The sequence below is a fragment of the Diaphorobacter nitroreducens genome (assembly GCF_002214645.1).
GTDB classification, from domain to species: Bacteria; Pseudomonadota; Gammaproteobacteria; order Burkholderiales; family Burkholderiaceae_C; genus Diaphorobacter; species Diaphorobacter nitroreducens.
In genome coordinates this window covers 1195902-1220317 of the sequence record NZ_CP016278.1, presented here as the reverse complement: position 1 = coordinate 1220317, position 24416 = coordinate 1195902, and the positions used below count along the sequence as shown (strand labels likewise).

General features: G+C 65.6%; 22 protein-coding genes and 1 pseudogene. 9 read left to right on the top strand and 14 right to left on the bottom strand.

The features are described from left to right. From BA022_RS05685 to BA022_RS05675, 3 genes are read right to left on the bottom strand one after another with little or no spacing between them, the layout of a single operon-like run. Positions 1-1215 (bottom strand): cytochrome D1 domain-containing protein, encoded by a 1215-nt coding sequence (locus tag BA022_RS05685; RefSeq protein WP_088886834.1) that lies wholly within the window; start codon positions 1213-1215, stop codon positions 1-3. After that, positions 1212-1556 (bottom strand): c-type cytochrome, encoded by a 345-nt coding sequence (locus tag BA022_RS05680; RefSeq protein ID WP_088886833.1) that lies wholly within the window; start codon positions 1554-1556, stop codon positions 1212-1214. The genes BA022_RS05685 and BA022_RS05680 overlap by 4 nt, the downstream gene beginning before the upstream one ends. A 19-nt stretch (positions 1557-1575) precedes the next feature. Further along, positions 1576-3300, bottom strand: a complete 1725-nt coding sequence (locus BA022_RS05675; protein ID WP_011805163.1) for a nitrite reductase — start codon at positions 3298-3300, stop codon at positions 1576-1578. A 210-nt stretch (positions 3301-3510) separates the two neighbouring features. Between BA022_RS05675 and cobA the strand changes: the two genes are divergently transcribed. Together cobA and rng are read left to right on the top strand one after the other, a co-directional pair. Continuing rightward, positions 3511-4335: a uroporphyrinogen-III C-methyltransferase gene (cobA, locus tag BA022_RS05670; protein ID WP_088888522.1), complete on the top strand. Its 825-nt coding sequence runs from the start codon at positions 3511-3513 to the stop codon at positions 4333-4335. 76 nt (positions 4336-4411) lie between these two features. Next, entirely contained in the window at positions 4412-5899 is a 1488-nt protein-coding gene (gene rng, locus BA022_RS05665) for a ribonuclease G (protein WP_011805165.1), read from the top strand. Positions 5900-6304: 405 nt separating this feature from the next. On the opposite strand, the gene BA022_RS05660 is transcribed toward rng, so the two are convergent. The 5 genes from BA022_RS05660 to lptF form a co-directional block, all read right to left on the bottom strand. Beyond that, positions 6305-7456 carry a pyridoxal phosphate-dependent aminotransferase gene (locus tag BA022_RS05660; protein WP_088886832.1) on the bottom strand — a complete coding sequence of 384 codons (1152 nt, stop codon included), beginning with the start codon at positions 7454-7456 and terminating at the stop codon, positions 6305-6307. 140 nt (positions 7457-7596) lie between these two features. Further along, positions 7597-8538, bottom strand: coding sequence for a CysB family HTH-type transcriptional regulator (locus BA022_RS05655; protein WP_047351197.1), 942 nt, complete (start codon positions 8536-8538; stop codon positions 7597-7599). 75 nt (positions 8539-8613) lie between these two features. Beyond that, positions 8614-8997, bottom strand: coding sequence for a sirohydrochlorin chelatase (locus tag BA022_RS05650; RefSeq protein WP_088886831.1), 384 nt, complete (start codon positions 8995-8997; stop codon positions 8614-8616). Positions 8998-9016: 19 nt separating this feature from the next. Continuing rightward, positions 9017-10126, bottom strand: a complete 1110-nt coding sequence (gene lptG / locus BA022_RS05645; protein WP_047350657.1) for an LPS export ABC transporter permease LptG — start codon at positions 10124-10126, stop codon at positions 9017-9019. Further along, complete coding sequence (gene lptF, locus BA022_RS05640; RefSeq protein ID WP_088886830.1) at positions 10123-11214, bottom strand: LPS export ABC transporter permease LptF; 1092 nt, start codon at positions 11212-11214, stop codon at positions 10123-10125. The genes lptG and lptF overlap by 4 nt, the downstream gene beginning before the upstream one ends. A 23-nt stretch (positions 11215-11237) precedes the next feature. On the opposite strand from lptF, the gene BA022_RS05635 reads away from it, so the two are divergent. From BA022_RS05635 to BA022_RS05620, 4 genes are all read left to right on the top strand, one after another. Beyond that, complete coding sequence (locus tag BA022_RS05635) at positions 11238-12728, top strand: leucyl aminopeptidase (protein WP_088886829.1); 1491 nt, start codon at positions 11238-11240, stop codon at positions 12726-12728. A gap of 25 nt (positions 12729-12753) precedes the next feature. Beyond that, a complete protein-coding gene (locus tag BA022_RS05630) occupies positions 12754-13194 on the top strand; it encodes a DNA polymerase III subunit chi (protein WP_088886828.1) in 441 nt (146 codons plus the stop codon). Then, a complete protein-coding gene (locus tag BA022_RS05625) occupies positions 13191-13619 on the top strand; it encodes a hypothetical protein (RefSeq protein WP_088886827.1) in 429 nt (142 codons plus the stop codon). The genes BA022_RS05630 and BA022_RS05625 overlap by 4 nt, the downstream gene beginning before the upstream one ends. A gap of 139 nt (positions 13620-13758) precedes the next feature. Further along, positions 13759-14886, top strand: a complete 1128-nt coding sequence (locus BA022_RS05620) for a branched-chain amino acid ABC transporter substrate-binding protein (RefSeq protein WP_015913269.1) — start codon at positions 13759-13761, stop codon at positions 14884-14886. Between the two features lie 83 nt (positions 14887-14969). Here the strand turns inward: BA022_RS05620 and BA022_RS05615 are convergent, their stop codons facing one another. Next, positions 14970-15977 carry a D-2-hydroxyacid dehydrogenase family protein gene (locus tag BA022_RS05615; protein ID WP_015913270.1) on the bottom strand — a complete coding sequence of 336 codons (1008 nt, stop codon included), beginning with the start codon at positions 15975-15977 and terminating at the stop codon, positions 14970-14972. Positions 15978-16239: 262 nt separating this feature from the next. On the opposite strand from BA022_RS05615, the gene BA022_RS05610 reads away from it, so the two are divergent. The 3 genes from BA022_RS05610 to BA022_RS05600 all read left to right on the top strand — a co-directional run bounded on the left by BA022_RS05610 (position 16240) and on the right by BA022_RS05600 (position 18175). Beyond that, positions 16240-16752, top strand: coding sequence for a hypothetical protein (locus tag BA022_RS05610; protein WP_047350659.1), 513 nt, complete (start codon positions 16240-16242; stop codon positions 16750-16752). A gap of 135 nt (positions 16753-16887) precedes the next feature. Next, on the top strand, positions 16888-17640 hold the full coding sequence (locus BA022_RS05605) for a 2OG-Fe dioxygenase family protein (RefSeq protein ID WP_088886826.1): 753 nt from the start codon (positions 16888-16890) through the stop codon (positions 17638-17640). A gap of 94 nt (positions 17641-17734) precedes the next feature. Continuing rightward, entirely contained in the window at positions 17735-18175 is a 441-nt protein-coding gene (locus BA022_RS05600; RefSeq protein ID WP_015913273.1) for a universal stress protein, read from the top strand. A gap of 95 nt (positions 18176-18270) precedes the next feature. On the opposite strand, the gene BA022_RS05595 is transcribed toward BA022_RS05600, so the two are convergent. The 5 genes and pseudogenes from BA022_RS05595 to BA022_RS05575 all read right to left on the bottom strand — a co-directional run bounded on the left by BA022_RS05595 (position 18271) and on the right by BA022_RS05575 (position 24401). Continuing rightward, the gene (locus BA022_RS05595) at positions 18271-19263 is read right to left on the bottom strand and encodes a Bug family tripartite tricarboxylate transporter substrate binding protein (RefSeq protein WP_088886825.1); all 993 of its coding nucleotides are present in this window, start codon (positions 19261-19263) and stop codon (positions 18271-18273) included. A gap of 144 nt (positions 19264-19407) precedes the next feature. Further along, positions 19408-20592 (bottom strand): beta-ketothiolase BktB, encoded by a 1185-nt coding sequence (bktB, locus tag BA022_RS05590; protein ID WP_011805180.1) that lies wholly within the window; start codon positions 20590-20592, stop codon positions 19408-19410. Between the two features lie 109 nt (positions 20593-20701). After that, positions 20702-21484, bottom strand: a complete 783-nt coding sequence (locus BA022_RS05585) for an SDR family NAD(P)-dependent oxidoreductase (RefSeq protein ID WP_088886824.1) — start codon at positions 21482-21484, stop codon at positions 20702-20704. Between the two features lie 31 nt (positions 21485-21515). Continuing rightward, entirely contained in the window at positions 21516-22184 is a 669-nt protein-coding gene (locus BA022_RS05580; protein ID WP_088886823.1) for an RluA family pseudouridine synthase, read from the bottom strand. A gap of 55 nt (positions 22185-22239) precedes the next feature. Further along, positions 22240-24401, bottom strand: a pseudogene (locus tag BA022_RS05575) (PAS domain-containing hybrid sensor histidine kinase/response regulator). Positions 24402-24416 lie beyond the last annotated feature (15 nt).

Here is a 24416-nt window from a genome sequence, read left to right as displayed (position 1 = left end):
TTAGAACCCCATGCGCTGTGCGCGGGCAGTGAAGAAGATGCCGCTGGGGGCGTCCACGTCCAGCCTGGCTTGGGACTGCAAGGTGTGCGTGTCGTAGACCTGAACGCGGTTGTCGTCACGGCAGCTGATCCAGACCGATTCGCCGCGCGGCGTGAATTCCATGTGCAGCACGGCCTTGCCGGGCTCCAGCGTCTGCACCACGCGCTGGCTCGGAGTGTCGATGACCTGCACGCGGTTGTAGTCTGGCACAGAGAAGTTGACCCACACCTGACGTCCGTCGGGCCGCGCCATCACGAACACCGGCTGGCCCGCGACCGGAATGCGGCCGACCTCGGCCCAGGTGGCGGTGTCGACAACCAGCACCTCATGGCGGCCGATGGCCGGCAGATAGGCATGGCCTCCCGCGATGGCCCAGCCGCGCAGATGGGGCATTTTGTACACCGGCAGCGGTTGCTGGCCGCGGCCGTAGCCTGCGAGGATGCGGCGCACGCGCGGCGGGTTGTCCCAGAGGTCCACCATGGCCAGGCCGTCTTCACCGAACAGGCCGGCGATGTAGTGGCGTCCGTTGGGCGAGACCAGCGCGTCGTAGGGCTGGCGGCCGATGTTGGGGATGGTGGTGACCTGCGGCTTTCGGGGGTTGGAGCAGTCGGCGATGCAGATGGCGTTCGCGTCGAACAGGCTGTAGATGAACCGGCGCTGCGGCAGGTCGGCCAGGCCGACGACGCGCGAGCGTTCGCCGCTGGCCGTGTGGGCGGGAAGGTCGGCCAGCAACTCAAGGGTGGCGGCGTCGAAGACCTTGACGCCGCCGGGCGTGTAGTTCTGCGCCACGACCAGGCTGCCGTCGGCGCTGATGGCGCCTCCGATGGAGTTGCCAGCCTGCATCACGCGGTTCGTGATGTGCTGGGTGAGCAGGTCTACCTGGGTCAGGCCGCCGTCGCGGCCGAAGACGTAGGCAAAGCGCTCGTCACGCGAGAACACCACCGAGGCGTGCGACAGGTCGCCCAGGCCGGTAACGCGGCCCACGGCTTCGCGCCGGCTGGTGTTGATCAGGGTGAGTGCGCCCTTGGCGCGCTCGATGACCACGCCCAGATCGCCCGTGCCCTGCAGCGTGGCTGCAGGAGCGGCGGAGGTGGAGGTGGTGGAAGAGGGAACCGCACAGCCCGTGGCAATCAGGGGTGCACTGGCGGTAAGGGAGAGCAGGGCACGCCGTTTCATGGGGCGGACCTCCTGTTTTCTTCGGGGAACCCATTGGCCAGCTGTTCGGCGATCCACAGGGCCTCGCTTCCCTGCAGCATGGCGCTCCAGGGCGGCATGGGTGTACCGGGGATGCCGTGGGTGATGACGGCAGCCAAATACTCGGGCGGCTTGCCGGCCAGGGCCTCGCGGGTGAGCGCGGGACCCAGGCCGCCCGTCAGGCGCATGCCATGGCACGAACCGCAGTCCTGCCGCACCATGCGCACGAGCTGGGCGGCTCGGTCAGGGTCGGGCGTGCCCTGTGCGCCGGCCGCAAAAGCGGCCAATGCCAGGGCCAGGGACAGGAACGCGGTGCGTGACATGGCTGGCCTTCGAAGTGCGTCAATAGACGTCGTGCTGGGTGTTGTACACGTTGAAGTGGCCGGTCGGCGTGATCAGGCGCGGGTCCTTGATCACGGACTTCAGCTTGAGCGTCTTGTCGTCCACGACGACCAGCGCACTTTGCTTGTCCTTGGCCGACCACACGGCGAACCACACTTCGTCACCTGCCTTGTTGTACTCAGGCTGGGTCACGCGCTTGGCGCCACCGTCATCGGGCAAGCCTGCCCATTCGGCGATCGGCAGCGTGACGTAGCCCTTGTCCAGGTTGTTGATGTCGAACACCACCACGGCTTGCGAAACCTTGGGATCAGGATTCAGCGGTGCGTCGGACCACAGGTGCTTGGACTTGGGATGGGTCTTGATGAACAGCGCTCCGCCGCCCGGGCCCTTGAGCTTGGCCACTTCCTTGAAGGCGTATTGCTTGTTCTTCTGCGGGTCGGTGCCGATCAGCGAGATGGTCTCGTCGCCCAGGTGACCCGTGGCCCACACCGGACCGTACTTGGGGTGCGTGAAGTTGGCGCCGCGGCCGGGGTGGGGGATCTTGCCCACTTCGGTCAGGCCGGCCAGCTTGCCGTCCTTGGCGTCGATCGCAGCAATCTTGTTGCTGTTGTTGGCAGCCACCATGAAGTAGCGCTTGGATGCATCCCAGCCACCGTCATGCAGGAAGGGGGCCGAGCCGATCTCGGTGGTCTTCAGCGCATTCAGGTTGGAGTAGTCCACCATCATCGTCTTGCCGGTTTCCTTCACGTTCACCAGGAACTCGGGCTTGTAGTGCGATGCCACGATGGAAGCCACGCGCGGTTCGGGGTGGTATTCCTGCGTGCCGACGACCATGCCGCGGGTGGACACGATCTTCAGGGGCTCCAGGGTGTTGCCGTCCATGATGGTGTACTGGGGAGGCCAGTATGCACCGGCGATCGCCAGCTTGTCCTCATAGCCCTTGAACTTGGAGGTGTCCACCGAGCGTGCTTCCAGGCCCACGCGGATTTCAGCCACGTTGTCAGGCTTTTCCATCCACAGGTCGATCATGTTGATCTTGGCATCGCGGCCGATCACGAACAGATAACGCCCCGAAGCCGACATGCGCGAGATGTGCACTGCGTAGCCGGTCTTGACGATGTTGATGATCTGCTTGGTGTCGCCGTCAATCAGCGCCACTTCGCCCGTGTCGCGCAGTGTGGTGGAGAAGATGTTGTCCAAGTTGTACTTGTTCATCTTCTTCTTGGGACGCTGGTCTGGCGGCACGATGACCTTCCAGGTGTTCTTGGCGTCGGCCAGACTCCACTCGGGCGGTGTGGGAGGGTCCTGCTGAATGTAGCGGGCCATCAGGTCCACGGTCGCCTCGTCGAATTCGCCGGACGTCTGCCAGTTGGGCATGCCGGCAGGCGAGCCGTAGGCGATGAAGACCTTGAGGTAGTCCGTGCCCTTGGGCAGGGTCACGTCCGGTGTGAGCGGCTTGCCCGTGGCGCCCTTGCGCAGCACGCCGTGGCAGCCCGCGCAACGCTCGAAGTAAATCTGGCGTGCGCGGTCGAACTCGGCCTGCGTCATCTTGGGTGCCTTGGGGTTCGTGCTCTGGTACATGGGCACTTCCGCCAGCGGCGATCCGCCTGCCTGGTAGTTTTTCTCGGCCTCCGAGACTGGCTTGGCGTCCTGCGCCATAGCGGTGGCAGACACCAGGGTGGCGGCCGCTAATGCGACCAGCCTGGCGATCCTCTTTGCTGTCATTGTGGGTCCTCTGCGTCACGGATCAGCGCTTGGGTGGGCCCTGGCGGCTGCCACGGCCACTCTCGCGAGGTCGCTGTCCATCCCCTCTTCATGCGAGTGGGAGCATCGTCGCAGCGGGTGTTGCCGCTGTCCTTGAACTGGTTCAAGGACGCAAACGGTGCAGCCTTTGAACAATGGAGCCACCCCATGATCCGCAAAGGAGAGGCCCATATGAGCTTCATTGAAGATGCGCGCTGGTTCACCGTGGCACCCGCAGCAGGAGAGTCCGGACAGCCCCCGAAGCCTGGACACGTGACGCTGGTGGGCGCAGGCCCGGGCGACCCTGAGTTGCTCACGCTGCGCGCCGTCAAGGCCCTGCGCGGCGCGCGCCTGGTGCTCTACGACCACCTGGTCGGCAAGGAGGTGCTGCGCTATGTGGCTGACGATGCCGACCTGATCTATGTGGGCAAGCAGTCCTCGCACCACACGCTGCCGCAGGAATCGATCATCGACCTCATGGTGCGCCTGGCGCGCAGCGGGCGCAGCCTGGTGCGTCTGAAAGGCGGCGATGGCTTCATCTTCGGCCGTGGCGGCGAAGAGGTGCAGGCGCTGGCCGAGGCCGGTATCGCGTTCGACGTGGTGCCGGGCATCACGGCCGCGCAGGGTGCGGGCGCCTGCGCCGGCATCCCGCTCACGCACCGTGACCACTCTGCGACCCTGGTGTTTGCCACCGGCCACCTGCGCGGCGACAACGAAGTGGCGCTGGACTGGGAGGCGCTGGCGCGCCCGCGCCAGACCGTGGTGATCTACATGGGAATGGGCACGCTGCCGATCATCTGCCGCGAACTGGTGCGCCACGGCCTGCCGGACAGCACGCCCGCAGCGCTGGTGGAGCAAGCCTCGCTGCCCGGGCAGCGCTGCATCACCGGCACGCTGCAGGACCTGCCCGCGCTGGCGCAGCAGCACCGCGTGCGTCCGCCGGCGCTCATCATCGTGGGCGACGTGGTGGCGCTGCAGCCGCAACTCATGCAGGGCATGCTGGCGACGATGGTGTGACGGGCGCCGGCCGCCGGTAGGGCGGCGGGCAGCGCTGGTTCTGAGGCATCATGGGCGCCTCATCTGGCAAAAGCCCATGCAACAAGACATCCTCATCAACTGGTCGCCGCAGGAAACGCGCGTGGCCGTGGTCGAAAACGGCGCCGTGCAGGAGCTGCACGTGGAGCGCACGCTGGAGCGGGGCCTGGTCGGCAACGTGTACCTGGGCAAGGTCTCGCGCGTGCTGCCGGGCATGCAATCGGCCTTCATCGACATCGGGCTGGAGCGTGCGGCCTTTCTGCACGTGGCGGACGTGTGGCACCGCCAGGAAGGCGGCGAGGCGCCGATGTTCGCGCGCAAGAACGAACCGCCCGTGCCCATCGAGAAGCAGGTCTTCGAGGGCCAGGCGCTCATGGTGCAGGTCATCAAGGATCCCATCGGCAGCAAGGGCGCACGCCTGTCCACGCAGATCAGCATCGCCGGGCGGCTGCTGGTCTTCCTGCCGCAGGACGACCATGTGGGCGTGTCGCAGAAGATTCCCCAGGCCGAGCGCGACGCCTTGCGCACGCGGTTGCAGAAGCTGGTGGATGACCAGGCATCGGGCAACGGCGGCGGCTTCATTTTGCGCACCAATGGTGAGGACGCCAGCGACGAAGAGCTGGCCGAAGACATCGCCTACCTGCGCAAGACCTGGGCAGGCATCCGGCAGGCAGCGCTGACGCATCCGCCCACCTCACTGCTGTACCAGGACCTGAGCCTGCTGCAGCGTGTGCTGCGCGACCTGGCGGGCGAGCAAACGCAGAGCATCCGCATCGATTCGCGCGAGCAGTTCGTGGCACTGAAGGCGTTCGGCAATGAATTCATGCCTGCGGCCGCCGCCAAGCTGCAGCTGTACAAGGGCGAGCGCCCCATCTTCGATCTGTATTCCATCGACGAGGAGATCGCCCTGGCGCTGGGCCGGCGCGTGCAGCTCAAGTCGGGCGGCTACCTCATCGTGGACCAGACCGAGGCGCTGACCACCATCGACGTGAACACCGGCGGCTACGTGGGCGCGCGCAACTTCGACGACACCATCTTCAAGACCAACCTGGAGGCCGCGGGCGCCATCGCGCGGCAACTGCGCCTGCGCAACCTGGGCGGCATCGTCATTGCCGACTTCATTGACATGCTGCGCGAGGACCACCAGGCCGCGGTGTTGGCGGAGTTCCGCAAGCAGCTCGCGCGCGACCGGGTCAAGACCATGGTGGGCGGTTTTTCGCAGCTGGGCCTGGTGGAGATGACGCGCAAGCGCACGCGCGAATCGCTGGCGCACATGCTGTGCGAGCCGTGCCCCACGTGCCAGGGCGCGGGCCAGGTGAAGACCGCGCGCAGTGTGTGTTACGACATCCTGCGCGAGGTGCTGCGCGAGGCGCGCCAGTTCAATCCACGCGAGTTTCGCGTGGTGGCGTCCCCGCGCGTGGTGGAGCTGTTCCTGGACGAGGAGAGCCAGCACCTGGCGGGCCTGTCGGACTTCATTGGCAAGCCGATCTCCCTGCAGGCCGAAAGCGCCATGGGCCAGGCGCAGTACGACATCGTGCTGTTGTGAGTTGAGGTCAAATTGGCCTCTAGCGCTTGTGGGACGGGCGCTGGCAGCTATCAAAAACATACCAACGTCGTGAGCCAGGGCGCGCCGCGTCTGTCGCACGTGCCGGTCGATGGCGGAAAGGTCGAGGTGAATGCGGGCCCCTCTCGTGCTCCCCAGGTCTCCCGGCGGTGGCGGGCGGGCAATGGTGCCATCCGCCGTACTGCTCCACGGCTTGCTCGGCTGCGCGTCGCAGTGGCGCGACTTTCCGCGGCACCTCTGTGCCACATGGGGTGTCACAGGTGCAGGCCCGCGCCATGCGGCACGTCGCTCACCGTCGATTGCGTGCGCCAGGAGGCAACGCTCCTGGGTGCTATTGAATGATGAGCTGCAAGCGCTTGCTGGATAAGCGCGGGGGCCTGTTTTGGCTTAAAGCTTGCGCAGGCGTTCGATGGCCGCACGCAGCGTTTCGTCCTTCTTGGCGAAGCAAAAGCGCACCACGCGCTGGTCGAAGCCGTCGCCATAGAAAGCCGACAGGGGAATGGCGGCCACGCCGATCTCGCGCGTGAGCCATTGGCAGAAGTCCGCTTCGTTCAGGTCGCTCACGGCCGAGATGTCCACGCACTGGAAGTAGCTGCCGGTGCTGGGCAGCAGCTTGAGTCGCGAGCCCTCCAGCCCCTGGCGGAACAGGTCGCGCTTGGCCTGGTAGAAGGCCGGCAGCTGCAGGTAAGGCGCGGGGTTCTGCAGATAGTCCGCGAGGCCGTACTGCATGGGTGTGTTCACGGTGAACACATTGAACTGGTGCACCTTGCGGAACTCCGCCGTCATGGCGGCGGGGGCAGCCACGGTGCCCACCTTCCAACCCGTGACGTGGAAGGTCTTGCCGAAGCTGGAGACGATGAAGGCGCGTTCCGCGAGGCCCGCGAAGCGCGCGGCGCTCTGGTGCTCGGCGCCGTCGAAGACCATGTGCTCGTACACCTCGTCGCTGATCAGGAGCACGTCCGTGGGGGCCAGCAGTTCCTCCAGCGTGCGCATGTCGTCGGCCGTCCACACGGTGGCGCTGGGGTTGTGCGGCGTGTTGATGATCAACAGACGCGTGCGCGGCGTGATGGCCGCCGCGATCTTGGCAAAGTCAGGGCGGAAGCTGCCCGGCGTGAGCGGCACCCGGACCACGACGCCGCCGGCCAGTGCGATGTTGGGCACGTAACTGTCGTAGCAGGGCTCCAGCACGATCACCTCGTCGCCTGGCTGCACGCAGGCGAGGATGGCGGTGAGAATGGCTTGGGTCGCCCCGGCCGTGATGGTGATCTCGGCGTTGGGGCAATACTGGCGAGCGTGGAGTGCTTCAATTTTTGAAGCAACGGCCTGCCGCAGCGCGGGCACGCCGGCCATGGGAGGGTACTGGTTGTGGCCGGCCTGCATGGCGCGCGTGACGGCGTCGATCAGCTGCGGGTCGCAGTGGAAGTCAGGAAAGCCCTGGCCGAGGTTCACGGCCTGGTGTTCGGCCGCCAGCGCGGACATCACGGTGAAGATGGTGGTGCCCACGTTGGGCAGGCGGCTGGGAAAGTGGGGCGTGGTCATTGGGTGTCACTCATTCAAAACTGGCGCAACGCGTGGCGTTCCGACGGCCGCATGGTTTGCGAACACGGGTCTTGGGGCGGGCTTGCCCAGGCCGCTGGCGTCGTCCCCATGCGGGAAGCCTTAAAGCGGCTCAGGGCGCATCACAACTCATAGTCGTTGACGTGCCCGGTCATGGCGCGGGCGATCAGGTCGCGGCTCAGGCGGTCGCTCAGCAGCTCGGCGAACTTGTAGACGAAGTTGCGCAGGTAAGCACCGCGCTTGAAAGCCACGCGCGCCACGCTCTGACCGAACAGATGGCCGACGGGGCGCACGACGAGGTCGCCCAGTGGGTCGTCGCGCATGGCCATCTCCGCCACGATGCCGATGCCCAGCCCCAGGCGCACGTAGGTCTTGATCACGTCGGAGTCGATGGCCTCCAGCACGATGCGCGGCTGCAGCTTGCGGGTGGCGAAGGCCTGGTCGATCTTGCCGCGCCCGGTGAATGAGGGGTGGTAGGTGATGAGCGACTCGTGTGCGATGTCCTCCAGCCCCACGCGCTCCTTTTGCGCCAGCGGATGGCTGGGTGGCAGCACCAGGACGTGCTGCCACTCGTAGCAGGGCAAGGTGACGAGGTCGGGATACTCCGCCAGCGACTCCGTGGCCATGCCGATCTCGGCCACTTCGTCGATCACCATGCGCGCCACCTCGTGCGGCGTGGCCTGGTGCAGGCTGATGTTGACCTTGGGATACGCCTCGCGCAGCTTGGCCACCGGTACGGGCAGCACATAACGCGCCTGGGTGTGGGTGGTGGCAATGGCGAGGGTGCCGCTGTCCTGGGCGCTGTACTGCTCGCCGATGCGTTTGAGGTTGCCCACCTCGCGCATGATGAGTTCGATGCTCTTGAGCACGTGCTGACCGGGCTCGGTCACGCGCTTGAGCCGCTTGCCGTGGCGCGCGAAGATGTCCACGCCCAACTCGTCCTCCAGCTCGATGATCGCCTTGGATACCCCCGGCTGCGAGGTGTGCAGTGCCTTGGCGGCCTCGGTGAGGTTGAGGTTGCGGCGCGCCGCCTCTTGAACGAAGCGAAACTGGTGCAGATTCATATTGAAATGCGGCTAAGAAGTCGCATCATTATGCTGCATCAATCTAAACGGCGGGCGCGAAAGGCGCAGATATCGTTACGGCACCAATGCTTCGGCGGCAATGCGCGCCATCAGGGCCGTCATGCGTTCGTCCTCGCCGATGGGAGGGCTGAGGTGCAGGCGCATCTGTGGAAACGCCTGGGACAGTTCCTCGACCATGCGGGGGAGATCTTCGCGCGCATGCCGCCCGGTGCCGAGAAACATGGGCACGATGCCCACCTGGGTGATGCCCTGCGCCGCCATTGCGGCAACCGTTGAAGGCAGGTCGGGCGCGCACAGCTCCAGGTAGGCGCAGCGCACTTCCAGCGCGGGTTGCTCGGCGCGCATGCGCGCGAGCACCGCCTCCATGGGCAGGCGCCACAGGGGGTCGCGGGAGCCGTGTGCGAACAGCACGATGCCGTTGGTACTAGGGTTCGTCATGGGTCTACTGCTAAGGGGTCTAGCGTCTCAATACCAGCCATCCAAACGCTGCCAGCGAAAGCACGGAATAGATCAGGCCCGGCGCGGCCGCGGTCAGCCAGGGCGACCAGTTCTGCAGATTGCCCGCGAAGCCGAACACATTGTTCAGCAGGAAGAAGCTGATGCCCGCCATCACCCCGCCGAACACATAGCCCGCAATGCCCCCCGAGCGGAAATGCAGGTAGGCGAAGGGCAGGGAGAGCACCACCATCACCAGGCAGCTCAAGGGGTAGAAGACCTTGCGCCAGAACTCGATCTCGTAGCGCTGTGCCGACTGGCCGTTGGCCTCCAGGTGGCGTACGAAGCGGAACAGTTCGATCGTCGCCATCTTGTCCGGCTTGAGCAGCGACGCGGCCACCATGTCGGGGCTGATGCGCGTGGGCCAACGCAATGTGGGCTCTTGCAGGCGCGACACGCGCATGCCGCCATCGGCCTCGGCCTCAAAAAGGGTGCGCTGGACCTGCTGCAGATTCCACGCATCGCGGGCGTCGTCGAAGGTGGCCTGTTCCGCCTGGATGGTGGCGGCGACGCGTCCGCGCGCATCGAACTCGAACACCCGCACGCCGCGCATGGCGCCATTGGGGTCCACGGCACGCACATTCACAGCGATCGAATGGTCGCCCTGGCGCTCCTTCAGCCATGCGCCCGTGGCGCCAGTGCTGATCTGGCCCAGCCGGCGGGCTTTCACGAGAGAGGCCGCTTTTTCGCTCGCCGGGGCAATGTAGTCCCCGACGATGACTGTGACCATGACGAACGCGCAGCCGAGCATCAGCAGCGTGCTCAGCGCCCGCCAGGGTCCCAGCCCACTGGTGCGCATGATGGTGAACTCCGAACTCTGCGCCAACCGTGCCATCACGAAGATGGTGCCGATCAGCACGGTGATGGGCAGCAGTTCGTAGAGGTGCTGCGGCAAGCTCAGCGCCACGAACAGCAGCGCGTGCGAGAGCTGGTAGCCATTGGCGCCCGCGCGGCCCACCCAGCGTAGCTCGTCCACCATGTCGAAGAAGAAGAACAGCGCGAGGAAGGCGAGGGTGACGAAGGCCACACCCACGACGACTTCGCGGTAGATGAAGCGGCGGATGGTTTTCATGCCGTCCTCCTGCCCAGCAGGCTGCGCAGCGACCAGTGGTTGTGGCGCGCGGCCAGCAGCAGCAGGCCCAGGGCCAGGGTACCGCCGTGCAGCATCAGCATGAACGGTAGCAAGCCCAGCCTGCCCACGCCGATCCATGTCTGTCCAACGGTCATGAGGTTGTAGTACACGACAAAGGCGAACAGTGCGAACACCAGGCTGGTGCTGCGCCCCGCCCGCGGGTTGACGACGGCCACCGCCAGGCCCAGGACGACGAAGTTCAACGCGGCCAGCGCCATGCCGATGCGCCAGCCCAGTTCCGCCTGGTGGCGCGGCTGCGGGTCGATGACCAGCTCCCAGGTGTCGCGGGTCTTGATGGAGGCCGCCTCGGGGTCGTTCTGCGATCCGCCACCCACAAGCGTGCCGTACTCGGCAAATTCACTGACGCGCAGGCCCGGCTTGTCCCGCAGCGTCTCCAGCCGCTGCCCGTTGCTCAACAGCGCCATGCGTTCGCCGTTGCGGATCTCCAGGCGAGCGCTTTGCGCGGAGGTGACGGTTTCGCGGTTGGGTTCGTTGGTGGCAATGAAAACGTTGCTGGCCGAGTTGGCATCCGGTGCGTCCTTGTCAATGAAGAACACGCGTGAGCCATTGGAGGATTCCTGGAATTCCCCGGGCGCGATACGGTCCACGTCGCTGCGCTGCTCGTATTGCGTCTTGAGCTCCTGGATCTGCCGGTTGGCCCAGGGCCAGACCACGAGCGACAGCGCGGCGATGGTCAGCATGACGGGCCAGGAAAACCGGAACAGCGGTGCCAGCAGGCTCATCAGTCCGCGCCCTGCCGAAAACCAGATGACCATCTCGCTGTCGCGGTACATGCGCGACAGCGCCCCCACCACGGTGACGAACAGGCTCAGGCTGAGGATGGTGGGCAGTTGTCCCAGCACCGTGAAACCCATGACTAGCATCACGTCGGAAGGGTTCACGCTGCCCCGGGATGCCTGGCCTAGCGTACGGATCAGCATCATGGTCATCACGACGGTGACCAGAACCACCAGGGTCGCGCCGAAGGTGCGGGCCAGCTCCTTGCGAATGGATGAATCGAATAACATTGGCTCGAAGGAAAACGCTGATTATGAACTTCGAACTGAAGACGCTTTCGCTGGCTGCCGCTGCTGCGCACAAATGCGACCTGCTGGTGGTGCTGGTGCCTGAAGGCTTCCTGCCGGGCAGCGACGTGCTGTCTACCCTGACGGCGCATGCGCTCAAGCAAGGCGATCTGGAGGCGAAACCGGGCAAGCTCCTGCAGTGCTACGCCCCCGCCGGTGTTGCGGCGCGCCGGGTTGTGCTGCTGGGGTGCGGTGCGGCCGATGCACATGCGGTGCGCCAGGCCATGCAGGCCTTAGCCCCCTCGTTCAAGTTGCCGTCGGTCAAGCGCGTGGCGCTGGTGTTTGGAACCTCAGCCCAGCGGGGCGCCATCGGCGCTGCGGTGCGTGCGGTGTCCGATGGGAGCTATGTCTACACGGCCACCAAGACCAAGGCTGAGCCGCGTGCCTTGCTGCGTGTCACCCTGGGCGTGCCCGATGCGGGTGCGGCGCAGCCGGAGTTCGCCACGGCCACGGCCGTGGCGGCCGGTGTAGAGTTTGCGCGCGAGTGGGCCAATCGCCCTGCCAACCATGCGACCCCTACGCTGGTGGCCAATGCCGCCAAGACGCTTGCGAAATACCCCGGCGTCCAGTGCCAGGTGCTGGGCCCTACCGAGGTGGCCAAGCTGGGCATGGGGGCGTTTCTGGCGGTGGCTCAAGGGTCCGACCAGCCGCTTCGCCTGGTGGAATTGCGCTACAACGGCGCGGCCCGCACGCAGGCTCCCGTGGTGCTGGTGGGCAAGGGCATCACGTTCGATACCGGGGGGATCTCGCTGAAGCCCGCGGCGGAGATGGACGAGATGAAGTTCGACATGGGCGGGGCGGCGAGCGTCCTGGGCGTGTTCCGGGCGCTGGCGGAACTCCGGCCGGCGATCAACGTGGTGGGGCTCATTCCCGCGTGCGAAAACATGCCTGATGGCAAAGCGGTCAAGCCCGGCGATGTCGTGACGAGCATGAGCGGCCAGACCATCGAAATCCTCAACACAGACGCAGAAGGGCGTTTGGTCCTGTGCGACGCGCTGACCTACGCGGCACGCTTCAAGCCAGCCGCCGTGGTGGACATTGCCACATTGACAGGCGCTTGTGTGGTGGCGCTTGGTGGCCTGCGCAGCGGACTGTTTGCCTCTGATGACCTGTTGGCGGAACAGCTCCTATCGGCAGGCGATGCCGCGCTCGACCCCTGCTGGCGTATGCCCTTGGATGACGAGTATGCAGAAGGGCTCAAGAGCAATTTTGCCGACATGGCCAATGTGGCAGGCCGGGCCGGTGGTTCGATCACCGCCGCGAAGTTCCTGCAGCGCTTCGTCGGGGACACGCCGTGGGCACACCTGGACATCGCTGGAACGGCTTGGAAGGGAGGGGCCGCCAAGGGCGCCACGGGCCGGCCTGTGGCACTGCTGGTGCACTATCTACTGGACCAGGCGACAGTGAGTACCGTGAAACCCAAGCAAAAGACGCGCAGCCGCAAGTCGGTGGCTTGAGGGCCATGTCGTTGAAGGTGCCCGCATGACACAGGTGGCATTCCACTTCAATGCACCCGACAAACTGGCGTATGTCTGTCGCCTGGTGCGAAAAGCCACCCGGCAGGATGCGCGGGTGACGGTCACGGGTGATGCAGACACCTTGCTGCGGCTGGATCGCCAGCTCTGGGCGTTGGCGCCTTCGGATTTCGTCGGCCATTGCCTGGGAGACGCCGACGAGGAAATTCTGCGTGCCTCTCCCACCGTGTTGGTGCAAGACCCTCGTACCAGTCCGAATCGGGACGTGCTGGTCAACCTGGGAAATGTCTTGCCCGAGGGATTTGCGCAGTACGCTCGGGTCGTGGAGGTGGTCAGCCAGGCGGATGAGGATGATCGGAAGCGCGCGCGGGAGCGCTGGCGCGGCTATGCCGCGCTGGGGTATGACATCGTTCGCCACGATCTGGTACTCAAGGAAAGCGCGGGATGACAACACCCACCAAGAAACCTCCCAGATTCGTGCCCACGCTCACCGACGTGGTGCAGATGCCCGAAGCCGAAGGGAGCTCGGCGCGTCCGTCGCCTCCGGTGACACGGCCTGCGACCACCGCTGCGTCGCTCTCTGTGCCTTTGCCAGCGGCTCCGCATTCACCACCGTCCCTCGCAGCTCCCGCGCCGGTTGCGCCGCTGCCTGCAGGGCTGCCCTACGGGTTTGAGGAGTACGTGGTGCATCGCGTGATGCAGCGCGTGGACGTCGTGCTGGACCAACGTTTGCGCGAGGCGATCGCAGTGGTGGTACAGGAGCAGACACGGTCCATGGTGCCTCGCCTGCGAGAGGAAGTGGAATCGGTAGTGCGGCAGGCCGTCTACGAAGCCGTGGCCGAGGAACTGGCAGGCGAGCGCAGCGGCCATTGATGCTGCGTCAGGGTATTTCCCTGTGTCGTTTCGCAGAACCTCCTTGTGTTCCCTAGTGATGTGGAACATAAATTGCGATATGTTTCTCCGCGTTGGTTCACAACAATATTTCCAGCGCTTTTCTTAATTGGAGATCCATATGCAACTGAAGTTGAAAATGACCGTGGCTGCTGCGATCGCAGCGGTTGCCGGTGTGGCCGCTGCTCAAGAGGTGGTGAAGATTGGTCACGTGGCACCGGTCTCCGGCGCCCAGGCGCACTACGGCAAGGACAACGAAAATGGCGCCCGCATGGCCATTGAAGAGCTGAACGCCCAGGGCGTCACGATCGGTGGCAAGAAGGTGAAGCTGGAATTGGTGGCGGAGGACGATGCCGCTGATCCCAAGCAAGGCACGGCGGCCGCACAGAAGTTGTGCGATGCGAAGGTCGCGGGGGTGGTCGGGCACCTGAACTCGGGCACCACGATTCCTGCTTCCAAGGTCTACAACGACTGCGGGATCCCTCACGTCACTGGCGCCGCAACCAACCCCAACCTGACGCGCCCCGGCTACAAAACCACCTTCCGCATCATTGCGAACGACAACGCTCTGGGTGCTGGACTGGCAGCTTACGCGGCGGAAACCCTGAAGCTGAAGACCGTGGCCATCGTGGATGACCGCACCGCTTATGGCCAGGGCGTTGCCAACGTGTTTAAGCGCGTGGCAGCCGAGAAAGGCATGAAGGTTGTGGACGAACAGTTCACCACGGACAAGGCGACGGACTTCATGGCCATTCTGACGGCCATCAAGGCCAAGAACCCCGATGCGATCTTCTTCGGCGGCATGGATCCTCAGGCAGGTCCCATGTTGCGCCAGATGGAGCAACTGGGTTTGGCCAACACGAAGTATTTCGGTGGGGATGGCGTATGCACCACGGAAATTGCCAAGCTGGCGGCAGGCGCCAAGACGCTGGCTAACGTGATTTGCGCAGAGGGTGGCGCATCCCTGGCCAAGATGCCTGGCGGCACGGCCTGGAAGGCCAAATACGACGCCAAGTACCCCAACCAGTTCCAGGTCTACAGCCCGTACACCTATGACGCGACCATGCTGCTGGTGGACGCTATGAAGCGCGCCGGCTCCTGGGACCCGAAGGTGTATATCCCCGAGTTGCTCAAGTCCAACTACAAGGGCGTGACCGCGAACATTGCGTTTGAACCCAATGGCGAAATGAAGAACCCGGCCATTACGCTGTACACGTACAAGGAAGGCAAGAAGACGCCGTTGAACTGATCGATCTGGTCCGCCTCTCCTTGAGGCGGATCTCGTAAAAAAGGGCTCCTTGGGGAGCCCTTTCTCTTGATGTCAGCAACCGTTCAGCGTCGAACCTGCAGCGCGCCGGGGTTGACGATATTCGAGGGCGTGCCTTTGATGTAGTTCACCACATTGTCAAAGGCGGCTCCGAAATAAAGCTCGTAACTGTCTTGTTCGACGTAGCCGATGTGTGGTGTACAAATACAGTTCTCAAGCCGCAACAGCGCGTGGCCTTGCAAAATGGGCTCGCTTTCAAATACATCCACAGCAGCCATGCCCGGGCGGCCTCTGTTCAATGCGGCGATCAAGGCGTCGGGCTCGATGAGCTCGGCACGTGACGTATTGACGAGAAGGGACGTCGGCCGCATACACGACAGATCCTCTAGTGTGATCATGCCCTGCGTTTCCTCGGTCAAACGCACATGCAGTGAAACCACATCGCATTGGGAGAAAAACTCTGCCCGTGTGGCCGCTACCTGCAGGCCGTCGCTCAGTGCCTGGACCCGTGAGGCTTCCCGCCCCCACACACGCACGTTCATCCCAAAAGCGCGCCCATAACCTGCCACGATCTGCCCGATCCTGCCGTAGCCCCAGATGCCCAGCGTCTTGCCACGCAGGACATTGCCCACCCCGAAGTTAGGCGGCATGGATGCGGCGCGCAGGCCCGACTGTTGCCATGCGCCATGCTTGAGGTTGGCGATGTACTGGGGAAGACGGCGCATGGCGGCCATGATGAGAGCCCATGTGAGTTCCGCTGGCGCAACGGGGGAACTCACGCCTTCAGCGACGGCGATTCCCCGCTCGGTGCAGGCAGCAAGGTCAATGTGCGCGCCCACGCGGCCGGTCTGGGCAATCAGCTTCAGGCGCGGCAGCTTGTCCACCAGTTGGCGCGTGATCTGCGTGCGATCGCGGATCAGCACGATGACATCTGCGTCCCGCAAGCGCACCGATAGCTGCCCCAACCCCTTGACGGTGTTCGTGTAGACCTTTGCGGAGTAGGGGTCCAACCGTGCCGCGCAATGCAGCTTGCGCACGGCGTCCTGGTAATCGTCGAGTATTACGATGTTCATCTTGTCCACTTACTGCGCACACAGTGGCGCAGCTTTGTTTCTCTGCAATGGTTCCAAAGGAGCGCATTGCCGGTCTCAATGGATCATTGTCGCTGATAAGAAAACCTGTGCAGCGTAGTTCCACCGATGGGCACCAGGCGCATTACCGTGGCGAATACGCTATTGCTTACATTTTTCAGAGAGTATCTGCGCCTTTTTCCCATTTGTGCAGTTACAAATGGCCGTGCATTCCACCAGTTTGTTTTCGGCATCAGCAATCACCATGAAAAACCGCGAGCCTCACGCCCTCTCCTCAACCCTCCAACTGGCCCGCGGTTTGGCTATGGCCTTGGCCGTGGCAGCCTCCGCCGGTGGCGTGGCAGCCCAGACCTACATCAACGCCACGGTGGGCGGGCAAATCGCTCCCGGCGTCTACGGCCGCGTGGATATCGGCAACAGCGCGCCTGCGCTGCTGTACCCGCAGCCGGTGGTGATCGCACCTCCCGCGGTGTATGTTCCCCGTTCGCCCATCTATATGTATGTGCCGCCGGGCCATGCCAAGAACTGGTCCAAGCACTGCGCGCGCTACTCTGCTTGCGGTCAACCCGTGTATTTCGTGAAGGAGCCCCCGCGCCGGCCCGGCAAATTCCGCGATGACCGCGACCGGTTCGATGGCCGTTCGTTTGACGATGGCCGCGGCCACTGGAACGGCCGCGACCGGGATGATGACCATCGCGGCCGTGGGAATGGAAAAGGCAACGGCAACGGCCGAGGCCACGGGCGCGGTGATCGCTGAGGCAGGCGTGAAGCCTGGCATCTGATGGCCGCAGCACGATGAGGGTCCAGGCTTTTCGAGGGAGGCATTTCCCTCCCGAAGTTTTCGAGCCAACACTGCGTGTGCTCGGCGGTGTTGCCTTAAGCTTGTGTGCCTATGGCAAATGTGACGTTCTCCCCTCCCTATACACCGCCCTCACAGGTCGTCGCGCAGTTGCGTGACCGGGGTTATGCGGTGCTGCAACCCCGGGACACAGCGACATGGGTGGGATGTGCCTTGAACGATTTGCAGGCCCTGGCGGCCGACTGGTCGGATCTGCCCCCGGATGACTACCTCAAGGACGGAGGACGGTACCGCAGGCGGCGCCACTCCTGCTTCATTGTCGAGGGCCCCGCCGTGAACCAGGCACCGCACCGCGCGCACTGGCAGCCGGTGGAGTACAACGCGCTGCACGGAGGGCTGCAGCGCTGGTTTGCGCCCATGCGTGACGAAACGGTGGCTCGACCAGTGTGGCGGCAACTCATGCAGGCGGCTGCGGGCCTCTCGCAAGCGATGTGCGGGCAGCCGTCTCAACCCTGCTACATCGAAGCACATCAGTTCCGCATTGACACCGAGGGCGGCATCGGCCGTCCGACACCCGAAGGCGCGCACCGCGACGGCGTGGACCTGGTGGCGGTGTTCCTGGTAAGCCGCCAGGGCATCAAGGGTGGAGAGACCCGCATTTTCGAAGCCACGGGCCCGAATGGACAGCGGTTTACCTTGAGCGAGCCCTGGTCCGTCATGCTGCTGGACGATGCGCGCATGATCCATGAAACCACACCCATCCAGCCCACCGAAGATGGCGGCTGGCGCGATACCCTGGTGGTTACCTGCCGGGGCGGTGGCTTTCAAGGGGATGCGTCCCAATAATTGATGCGAATCAAGCCTTGGAGGCCGCGTACGCATCACACTCGTTGTTGTTGCGGGCCTTCCAGGCCTGCCACCCTAACCAAAAGGAGGTTCCATGTTCAAGCACATTCTGATTCCCGTCGATGGCTCGGAGACGTCCATGAAGGCCGTGGCCAAGGCGGCAGCGCTGGCCAAGACCTTCGGCAGCGCCGTGACGGCGCTGTACGTGATCGACCCTTATCCCTTCACGGGGGTGGGCGCCGATTTCGCCTACGGCCAGGCGCAATACCTCAGTGCCGCGACGGCCGAGGCGAACACGGCCCTGGACGCCGCCAAGGCCGCTGTCACCCAGGCAGGCGTCGCCAGCGTCAACACCATGGTAGGCGAGGGGCATGCGATCCACGACGGCATCCAGCGCGCCGTCGAGAGCACGGGCGCGGACCTCATCGTGATGGGATCGCACGGTCGCCGCGGGCTGGAAAAATTGGTGTTGGGCAGCGTCACACAGCGCGTGCTGGGCGTGGCCCACGTGCCGGTGCTGGTCGTGCGGGATTGACCCGGGGCGTACGTCGCCACACATGAAAACGGCTCGCAACGCGAGCCGTTGTCTTTTCGCGCCTCGGTCACGGAACGGGGCGCTGCGAGCACGGGTTATTCAATCCGTGCACCCGAGGCTTCCACGATACCCTTCCACTGCACGTATTCGTTCTTGAGCAGGGTCGAGAACTGTTCCGGCGACATGGCCTGCGGCTCTGCGCCTTGCGCTTGGATGGCAGCCTTCATGTCCGCGGTGGCGAGCAGCTTGTTGACTTCCGCGTTGAGCGTGTTCACCACGGCTGGCGGCGTGCCTGCCGGCGCCAGCACGCCGTACCAGGTGCTCACGTCAAAGCCCTTGAAGCCGGACTCGGCCACCGTGGGCACGTCGGGCAGCGACGAACTGCGCTTGGCCGAGGTGACCGCCAACGGGCGCAGCTTGCCCGCCTTGATCTGACCCATGGCCGAGGGCAGCGACGAAACCAGCAGTTCCACATTGCCCGCCAACGCATCCATGAGTGCCGGGTTGGAGCCTTTGTAGGGCACGTGGCTCAGCTTGATGCCGGCAGCTTTCTCGAACAGGTCGCCCGCCAGGTGAATGGAGGTGCCGTTGCCGGGCGAGCCATAGGTGACGGTGCCCGGCGCGGCCTTGGCGGCCGCCACCACATCGGCCAGAGATTTGTACTTGGAGTTGACACTCGTGGCGATGACCACGGGCGTGTACGCCACGTGGGCCACGGCCGTCAGGTCCTTGGTGGGGTCCCACGGCAGGTTCTTGTACAGCCAGGGGCCGATGACCAGATTGTCCTTTTGGCCCATGACGATGTCATAGCCTGTGGGAGCGGCCTTCACCGCCTCGGTAATACCGATGGTGCCGCCAGCCCCCGGCTTGTTGTCGGCCACCACGGTCCATTTGTTGGCTTCCGTCAGCTTGGCGGCGACCAGGCGGGCCAGGATGTCGGTGCCGCCGCCGGGCGGGAAGGGCACGATCAAACGGATGGGCTTGGCGGGATAGGCGCCGGCAGCGGGTGCACTGGTCTGGGCATGTGCAGGCATAGCGCCCAAGGCACAGGCGAGGGTGGCAAGAGAAAGGATGTGTCGACGAAGCATGGGGAAAAAGTCTCCTGGAGAACCTGGTATGGAACATGGCGCATCTGGCGCGCGCCCGCCTGGATGATGGCCCAGCCATCGTGGGCCGCACCGTGCCGAAGCGCGCGCATGCCATCGCCATCGGCGATGGCGGGGCGGGGCGTGTCAGAGGCGCTCGAAAATGGCAGCGATGCCTTGCCCACCGCCGATGCACATGGTCACCAGCGCGTACCGGCCCTGGATGCGCTGCAGTTCGTGCAGTGCCTTCACGGTGATCAGCGCACCGGTGGCGCCGATGGGATGGCCCAGCGAAATGCCCGACCCGTTGGGGTTGACCTTGGCCGGGTCCAGGCCCAGGTCGCGCGTGACGGCGCAGGCCTGCGCGGCAAAGGCCTCGTTGGCCTCGATCACGTCCAGGTCGTTGACCGTGAGGCCTGCCTTCTTGAGCGCCAACTGCGTCGCAGGCACGGGGCCGATGCCCATGTACTTCGGGTCCACGCCCGCATGGGCGTAGGCCACCAAGCGCGCCAAAGGCTTTGCGCCACGGGCCTGCGCTGCCTTGGCATCCATCAGCACCACAGCGGCAGCCGCATCGTTGATGCCCGAGGCATTGCCCGCCGTCACCGTGCCGTTGTCTTTCGCAAACACGGGCTTGAGCTTGGCCATGTCGTCCAGTGTCGCGCCGGCGCGGAAGTGCTCGTCGGTGGCGTATTGCACCTCGCCCTTCTTGCTCTTGAGGGTGACCGGGACGATCTGGTCCTTGAAGTAGCCCGCTGCCGTGGCACGCTCGGCACGGTTGTGGCTCTCCACGGCCAGGCGGTCCTGGTCTTCGCGCGTGATGCCCCACTTGGCGGCGATGTTCTCGGCCGTCACGCCCATGTGGATGTTGTGGAAGGGGTCGTGCAGGGCGCCGATCATCATGTCGATCATCTTGAAGTCGCCCATGCGCGCGCCCCAGCGGCTGGCGAGGCTCGCGTAGGGTGCGCGGCTCATCACCTCCGCGCCGCCGCCGATGGCCACGTCGGCATCGCCCAGCTGGATGGTCTGTGCGGCCGACACGATGGCCTGCAAGCCCGAGCCGCACAGGCGGTTCACGTTGAACGCGGGCGTGCCCTCGGCGCAGCCGCCCTGGATGGCCGCCACGCGCGAGAGGTACATGTCCTTGGGTTCGGTGTTCACCACGTGGCCAAACACCACATGGCCGACGTCCTTGCCGTCCACTTGCGCGCGAGCCAGCGACGCGCGCACCACGAGCGCGCCCAGCTCGGTGGGCGGAACGTCCTTCAGGCTACCGCCAAAGGTGCCAATGGCGGTGCGCACGGCACTGACTACGACGACGTCACGGGACATGGTTTTCTCCTGTAATGGTTTTGAATCAAATCAGGCTCTAGCGCTTATTGGATAAGCGCTAGCAGCTACAAAATGCATAGTAATAGTTGCACTGCGCCGGGGCACGGCATCAGGCCTCGCGCACGTCGGCCACGGGGTTGGCGCCGAAGTCTGTACGCTGCAGCCAGGCGAGCACGCGGGCAGCCGCGGCGTCTGGCGAGGTGAGCATGCCGCCCGTCTTGAGGGCGGCGAAGTTCTGCACATCCGGAAAGTCGGCCGGGTTGGCGCCGCGCAGCTGGATCTGCATGTCGGTGTCGATCACACCGGGAGCCAGCGAGCATACCTTGGCGCCGTGGGGCTTGGCGGCTTCGTCCAGCGCCAGGCACCGCGTGAAATGGTCCATGCCGGCCTTGGCCGCGCAGTAGCCGGACTGGGACGCCATGGCGCGACGCCCCAGCCCCGAAGAGATGTTCAGGACCTTGCGCGCCACGGAGTGGGGCGGTGCAGCCCAGCCTTCGGTCGCGCCCAGGAAGGCGGCCGTCAGCAGCATCGGCGCCTCCAGACCCACGCGCAGCGCATTGGCCAGATCGGCCATGTCCTGCGGGCTGGTGCATGCCGACAGCGGCGCGATGCGCGGGATCACGCCGGCGTTGTTGATCAGCGTGGCGCTGGCGTACCGGCTGGCAGGCTGCGTGGCCAGCCATTCGCGCAGGCGCTGAGCGGCCTGCGCAGGCTGGGCCAGGTCCACGCTCCATTGCTCCAGCGTCGCGCCCTGCGGCACGGCCGTGGACAACGGCGCAGAGGTGCTGCGCGCCAGGCTGATCAGCGTGTTGCCGGGTTTCAGCAACTGGTGTGCCATGGCCAGGCCCATGCCGCGCGAGCCGCCGGTGAGGATGTAGAGGTGTTGCGTCATGCGGGCATGGTAACGGCCACGCACGCGGCGATCAAAACGGCGGTGCCGAGGCAAACGTGCACCAGCCACCCTGCAGCGGGTGCGCGAACTCCAGCACGCAGGCGTGCAGCAACAGGCGCGGTGCGCGGGCTTGTACCGACGCATCGGCATAGAGCTGGTCGCCCAGGATGGGGTGGCCCAGTGCCGCCAGGTGCACGCGCAGTTGGTGCGTGCGACCGGTGACGGGTTCCAGCTCCACGGAGGTGGTGTCGCGGGCGGCGTCGTGCGCCAGCACGCGCCAACGCGTGAGGCTGGGCTGGCCGTGCGTGGCATCCACTACGCGCAGCGGACGGCGTTCCCAGTCCGCCGCGATGGGCAGCGCGATCTCGCCCCAGCCGTCCGCGTGCGCAGGGTCGGGCGGCGGCATGCGGCCCGCCACCACGGCGCGGTAGCGCTTGTGCACCAGCCGCTGGGCGAAGCTGTGGCTGAGGGCCCGCTGCATCGCGGCGCCCCGCGCCATGAGCACCAGTCCCGACGTGGGCTGGTCCAGCCGGTGCACGATGAGCGCGTCGGGCCACAGCGCCTGGGCGCGCGTACTCAAGGCATCCTGCTTGTCGGGGCCCCGTCCGGGCACGCATAGCAATCCCGAGGGCTTGTCCAGCACCAGCAGCGTGTCGTCCACGTGCACGCTGCGGACGCCCTCTGATGGGCCGGCCGGCATACCCTGCAAAGGTGCATGCGCCCCCGCCGTCTGTACGGCCTGCGGTGCTGTCAACTCAACCGCCATGGGCCAGCCGGTCCACGGTCGCGCACAGCTCTTCCACGTCATTGGGCTTGTGGATCAGCGCGCGTGCGCCTTCGGCCAGCGCGGCCTGTTCGATTTCCGCCGTCACATAGCCGGAGGCCAGGGCCACTGGCAGGTCGCTGCGGATGGTGCGGGCCGCGCGCACGAGATCCAGGCCCGAGTAGCCCGGCATGTTGTAGTCCGTCACCAGCAGGTCGTAGCGCTCGGGGTGGGCCTGCAGGGCGTCTGTGGCTTGGTGCGGGTCGGTGAAACCGCTGACCTCGTAGCCGCGGCGGCGCAGCAGGCGCTGCACCAGAAAGACCAGCGCCTGGTCGTCGTCCACGTACATCACGTGCAGCAGGCGGTCTGTTGCCGGCGCCACCGCGGGCGGGCTGGCGGGCGCGGCCGGCGCGGGAACCTCCGACAGGGCGGCCATCATGGCGTCCGATGCCACGGGAAAGTACAGCGTGAAGCGGCTGCCCTCGGCGGGTGCACTGTGCACGTCCACGCCACCACCGTGGGTGCGCATCACGCCGTGCACCACCGCCAGTCCCAGGCCGGTGCCCTGGCCCACGGGCTTGGTGGTGAAGAAGGGTTCGAAGATGCGCGACTGGGTGGCGGCGTCCATGCCCGGGCCGTTGTCATGCACGCGCACGGCCACGTAGTCGCCCGCGCTCAGGCCCAGGCTTTCGCGCATGCGCTGGTCGGGCTGGATCAGCGCAGCATCCACGCGAATGCGGCCACGGCGGCTGCCGATGGCGTGCACGGCGTTGGTGCACAGGTTCAGCACCGCTTGCTCCACCTGCGTGGCATCCGCCAATACGGGGGGCAGGTCGGGGGGGACATGCACGGTCAGCTCGATCTCGGGCGGCAGCGTGACCCTCAGCAGCCGTTCGGTGTCGTGCACCACCTCTGCCAGGGTGACGGCCGCACGCTTGGGCGGCTCGTTGCGGCTGAAGGTGAGGATCTGCCGCACCAGGTCGCGGGCGCGCCGGCCGGCCTTGTCGATTTCCAGCAGGCTTTCGTACATCGGCGTGCCGGGCGGGCAATCGGCTTTGGCCAGCTCCACGTTGCCCAGGATCGCATGCAGGATGTTGTTGAAGTCGTGCGCGATGCCACCGGCCATGGTGCCGACGGCCTGCATCTTGTGCGACTCGCGCAGCTGTCCCTCCAGCGCGTTGCGGCGGGCTTCTTCGCGTTTGCGGGCCGTGAGGTCGCGGGCAAACACGGTGGTGGTCTCGCCTTCCGCATGGCGCTCGAACGACACGCTGATCTCCACCGCCAGCTCGCGGCCCGATGCCGTGAGCGCCGTCATCTCCCCCAGCGCCGCCTGCGTGGTCAGTTGCGCGAACGCCAGCACCTGCTGGGCCTCGGGCAGAAAGCGGCTCAACGGGCTGCCCAGCGCGTCGCTGGTGGCGCACTGGAACAGCATCGCCGCCGTGGGGTTGAACACGGTGATGCGCTCGTGCTGGTCCACGCAGATGATCGCGTCGAGCGCGGAATTGATCACCGCTTCCAGCCGGCGCTCGCTGGTGTGCAGTTGCACGTTGCGCTCCTGCAGCTCCTGTGCGCTGCGCTGCAGGGCCTGGCGTTCGGCCAGCAGCGGCCCCTGGTCGATCACGGCGCACAGAAACTGCGTGAGCGGCGCGTCCTGCTCGGAGCGCGACTCGATGCGCGCGATGTGCAGGTCGCCAGTGATATGGCGGCCCTCGCTGATGTGGAACACAACCTCCGTGGCCTCGGCCGTGCCCGTGGCCCGCGCCTGGTCGAAAGCCTCGCGTACACGCGGCGCGTGGCTGTCGCTCACGAAGGGCATCAGTGCCGTCAGGGGGCGGTCCGTCTCGCGCGGTTGGAACGAGCGCTGTGCCATGGAGTTGGCCTGGACCACCATGTCATGCTCGTCCACCACCATGAGCGACAGCGGCACGCTGGAAAACAGGGCCTCGAATCGCTCGGAAGCGCTTTCGGCCGCGGCCTGGCTGTAGCGCAGCACCTGGTTCTGCGCCTCCAGCTCGGCCTGTGAGGCGCGCAGCTGCGCAATCAGCTCGGCCACGTCGCCGCTGGCCCGTTGAGGGCCGCGGCGCTCCGGCTGCTCAGGGGGGGCGAGGCAGGCTCCGCGGCGGGAAACAGCAGGGACAGGTCGGGGCGGCTCATGGGAATCGGGCAATC

Coding starts and splice junctions, on each gene's coding strand:
- BA022_RS05685 (WP_088886834.1), bottom strand. CDS start 1,215: ATGAAACGGCGTGCCCTGCTCTCCCTTACCGCCAGTGCACCCCTGATT.
- BA022_RS05680 (WP_088886833.1), bottom strand. CDS start 1,556: ATGTCACGCACCGCGTTCCTGTCCCTGGCCCTGGCATTGGCCGCTTTT.
- BA022_RS05675 (WP_011805163.1), bottom strand. CDS start 3,300: ATGACAGCAAAGAGGATCGCCAGGCTGGTCGCATTAGCGGCCGCCACC.
- cobA (WP_088888522.1), top strand. CDS start 3,511: ATGAGCTTCATTGAAGATGCGCGCTGGTTCACCGTGGCACCCGCAGCA.
- rng (WP_011805165.1), top strand. CDS start 4,412: ATGCAACAAGACATCCTCATCAACTGGTCGCCGCAGGAAACGCGCGTG.
- BA022_RS05660 (WP_088886832.1), bottom strand. CDS start 7,456: ATGACCACGCCCCACTTTCCCAGCCGCCTGCCCAACGTGGGCACCACC.
- BA022_RS05655 (WP_047351197.1), bottom strand. CDS start 8,538: ATGAATCTGCACCAGTTTCGCTTCGTTCAAGAGGCGGCGCGCCGCAAC.
- BA022_RS05650 (WP_088886831.1), bottom strand. CDS start 8,997: ATGACGAACCCTAGTACCAACGGCATCGTGCTGTTCGCACACGGCTCC.
- lptG (WP_047350657.1), bottom strand. CDS start 10,126: ATGAAAACCATCCGCCGCTTCATCTACCGCGAAGTCGTCGTGGGTGTG.
- lptF (WP_088886830.1), bottom strand. CDS start 11,214: ATGTTATTCGATTCATCCATTCGCAAGGAGCTGGCCCGCACCTTCGGC.
- BA022_RS05635 (WP_088886829.1), top strand. CDS start 11,238: ATGAACTTCGAACTGAAGACGCTTTCGCTGGCTGCCGCTGCTGCGCAC.
- BA022_RS05630 (WP_088886828.1), top strand. CDS start 12,754: ATGACACAGGTGGCATTCCACTTCAATGCACCCGACAAACTGGCGTAT.
- BA022_RS05625 (WP_088886827.1), top strand. CDS start 13,191: ATGACAACACCCACCAAGAAACCTCCCAGATTCGTGCCCACGCTCACC.
- BA022_RS05620 (WP_015913269.1), top strand. CDS start 13,759: ATGCAACTGAAGTTGAAAATGACCGTGGCTGCTGCGATCGCAGCGGTT.
- BA022_RS05615 (WP_015913270.1), bottom strand. CDS start 15,977: ATGAACATCGTAATACTCGACGATTACCAGGACGCCGTGCGCAAGCTG.
- BA022_RS05610 (WP_047350659.1), top strand. CDS start 16,240: ATGAAAAACCGCGAGCCTCACGCCCTCTCCTCAACCCTCCAACTGGCC.
- BA022_RS05605 (WP_088886826.1), top strand. CDS start 16,888: ATGGCAAATGTGACGTTCTCCCCTCCCTATACACCGCCCTCACAGGTC.
- BA022_RS05600 (WP_015913273.1), top strand. CDS start 17,735: ATGTTCAAGCACATTCTGATTCCCGTCGATGGCTCGGAGACGTCCATG.
- BA022_RS05595 (WP_088886825.1), bottom strand. CDS start 19,263: ATGCTTCGTCGACACATCCTTTCTCTTGCCACCCTCGCCTGTGCCTTG.
- bktB (WP_011805180.1), bottom strand. CDS start 20,592: ATGTCCCGTGACGTCGTCGTAGTCAGTGCCGTGCGCACCGCCATTGGC.
- BA022_RS05585 (WP_088886824.1), bottom strand. CDS start 21,484: ATGACGCAACACCTCTACATCCTCACCGGCGGCTCGCGCGGCATGGGC.
- BA022_RS05580 (WP_088886823.1), bottom strand. CDS start 22,184: ATGCCGGCCGGCCCATCAGAGGGCGTCCGCAGCGTGCACGTGGACGAC.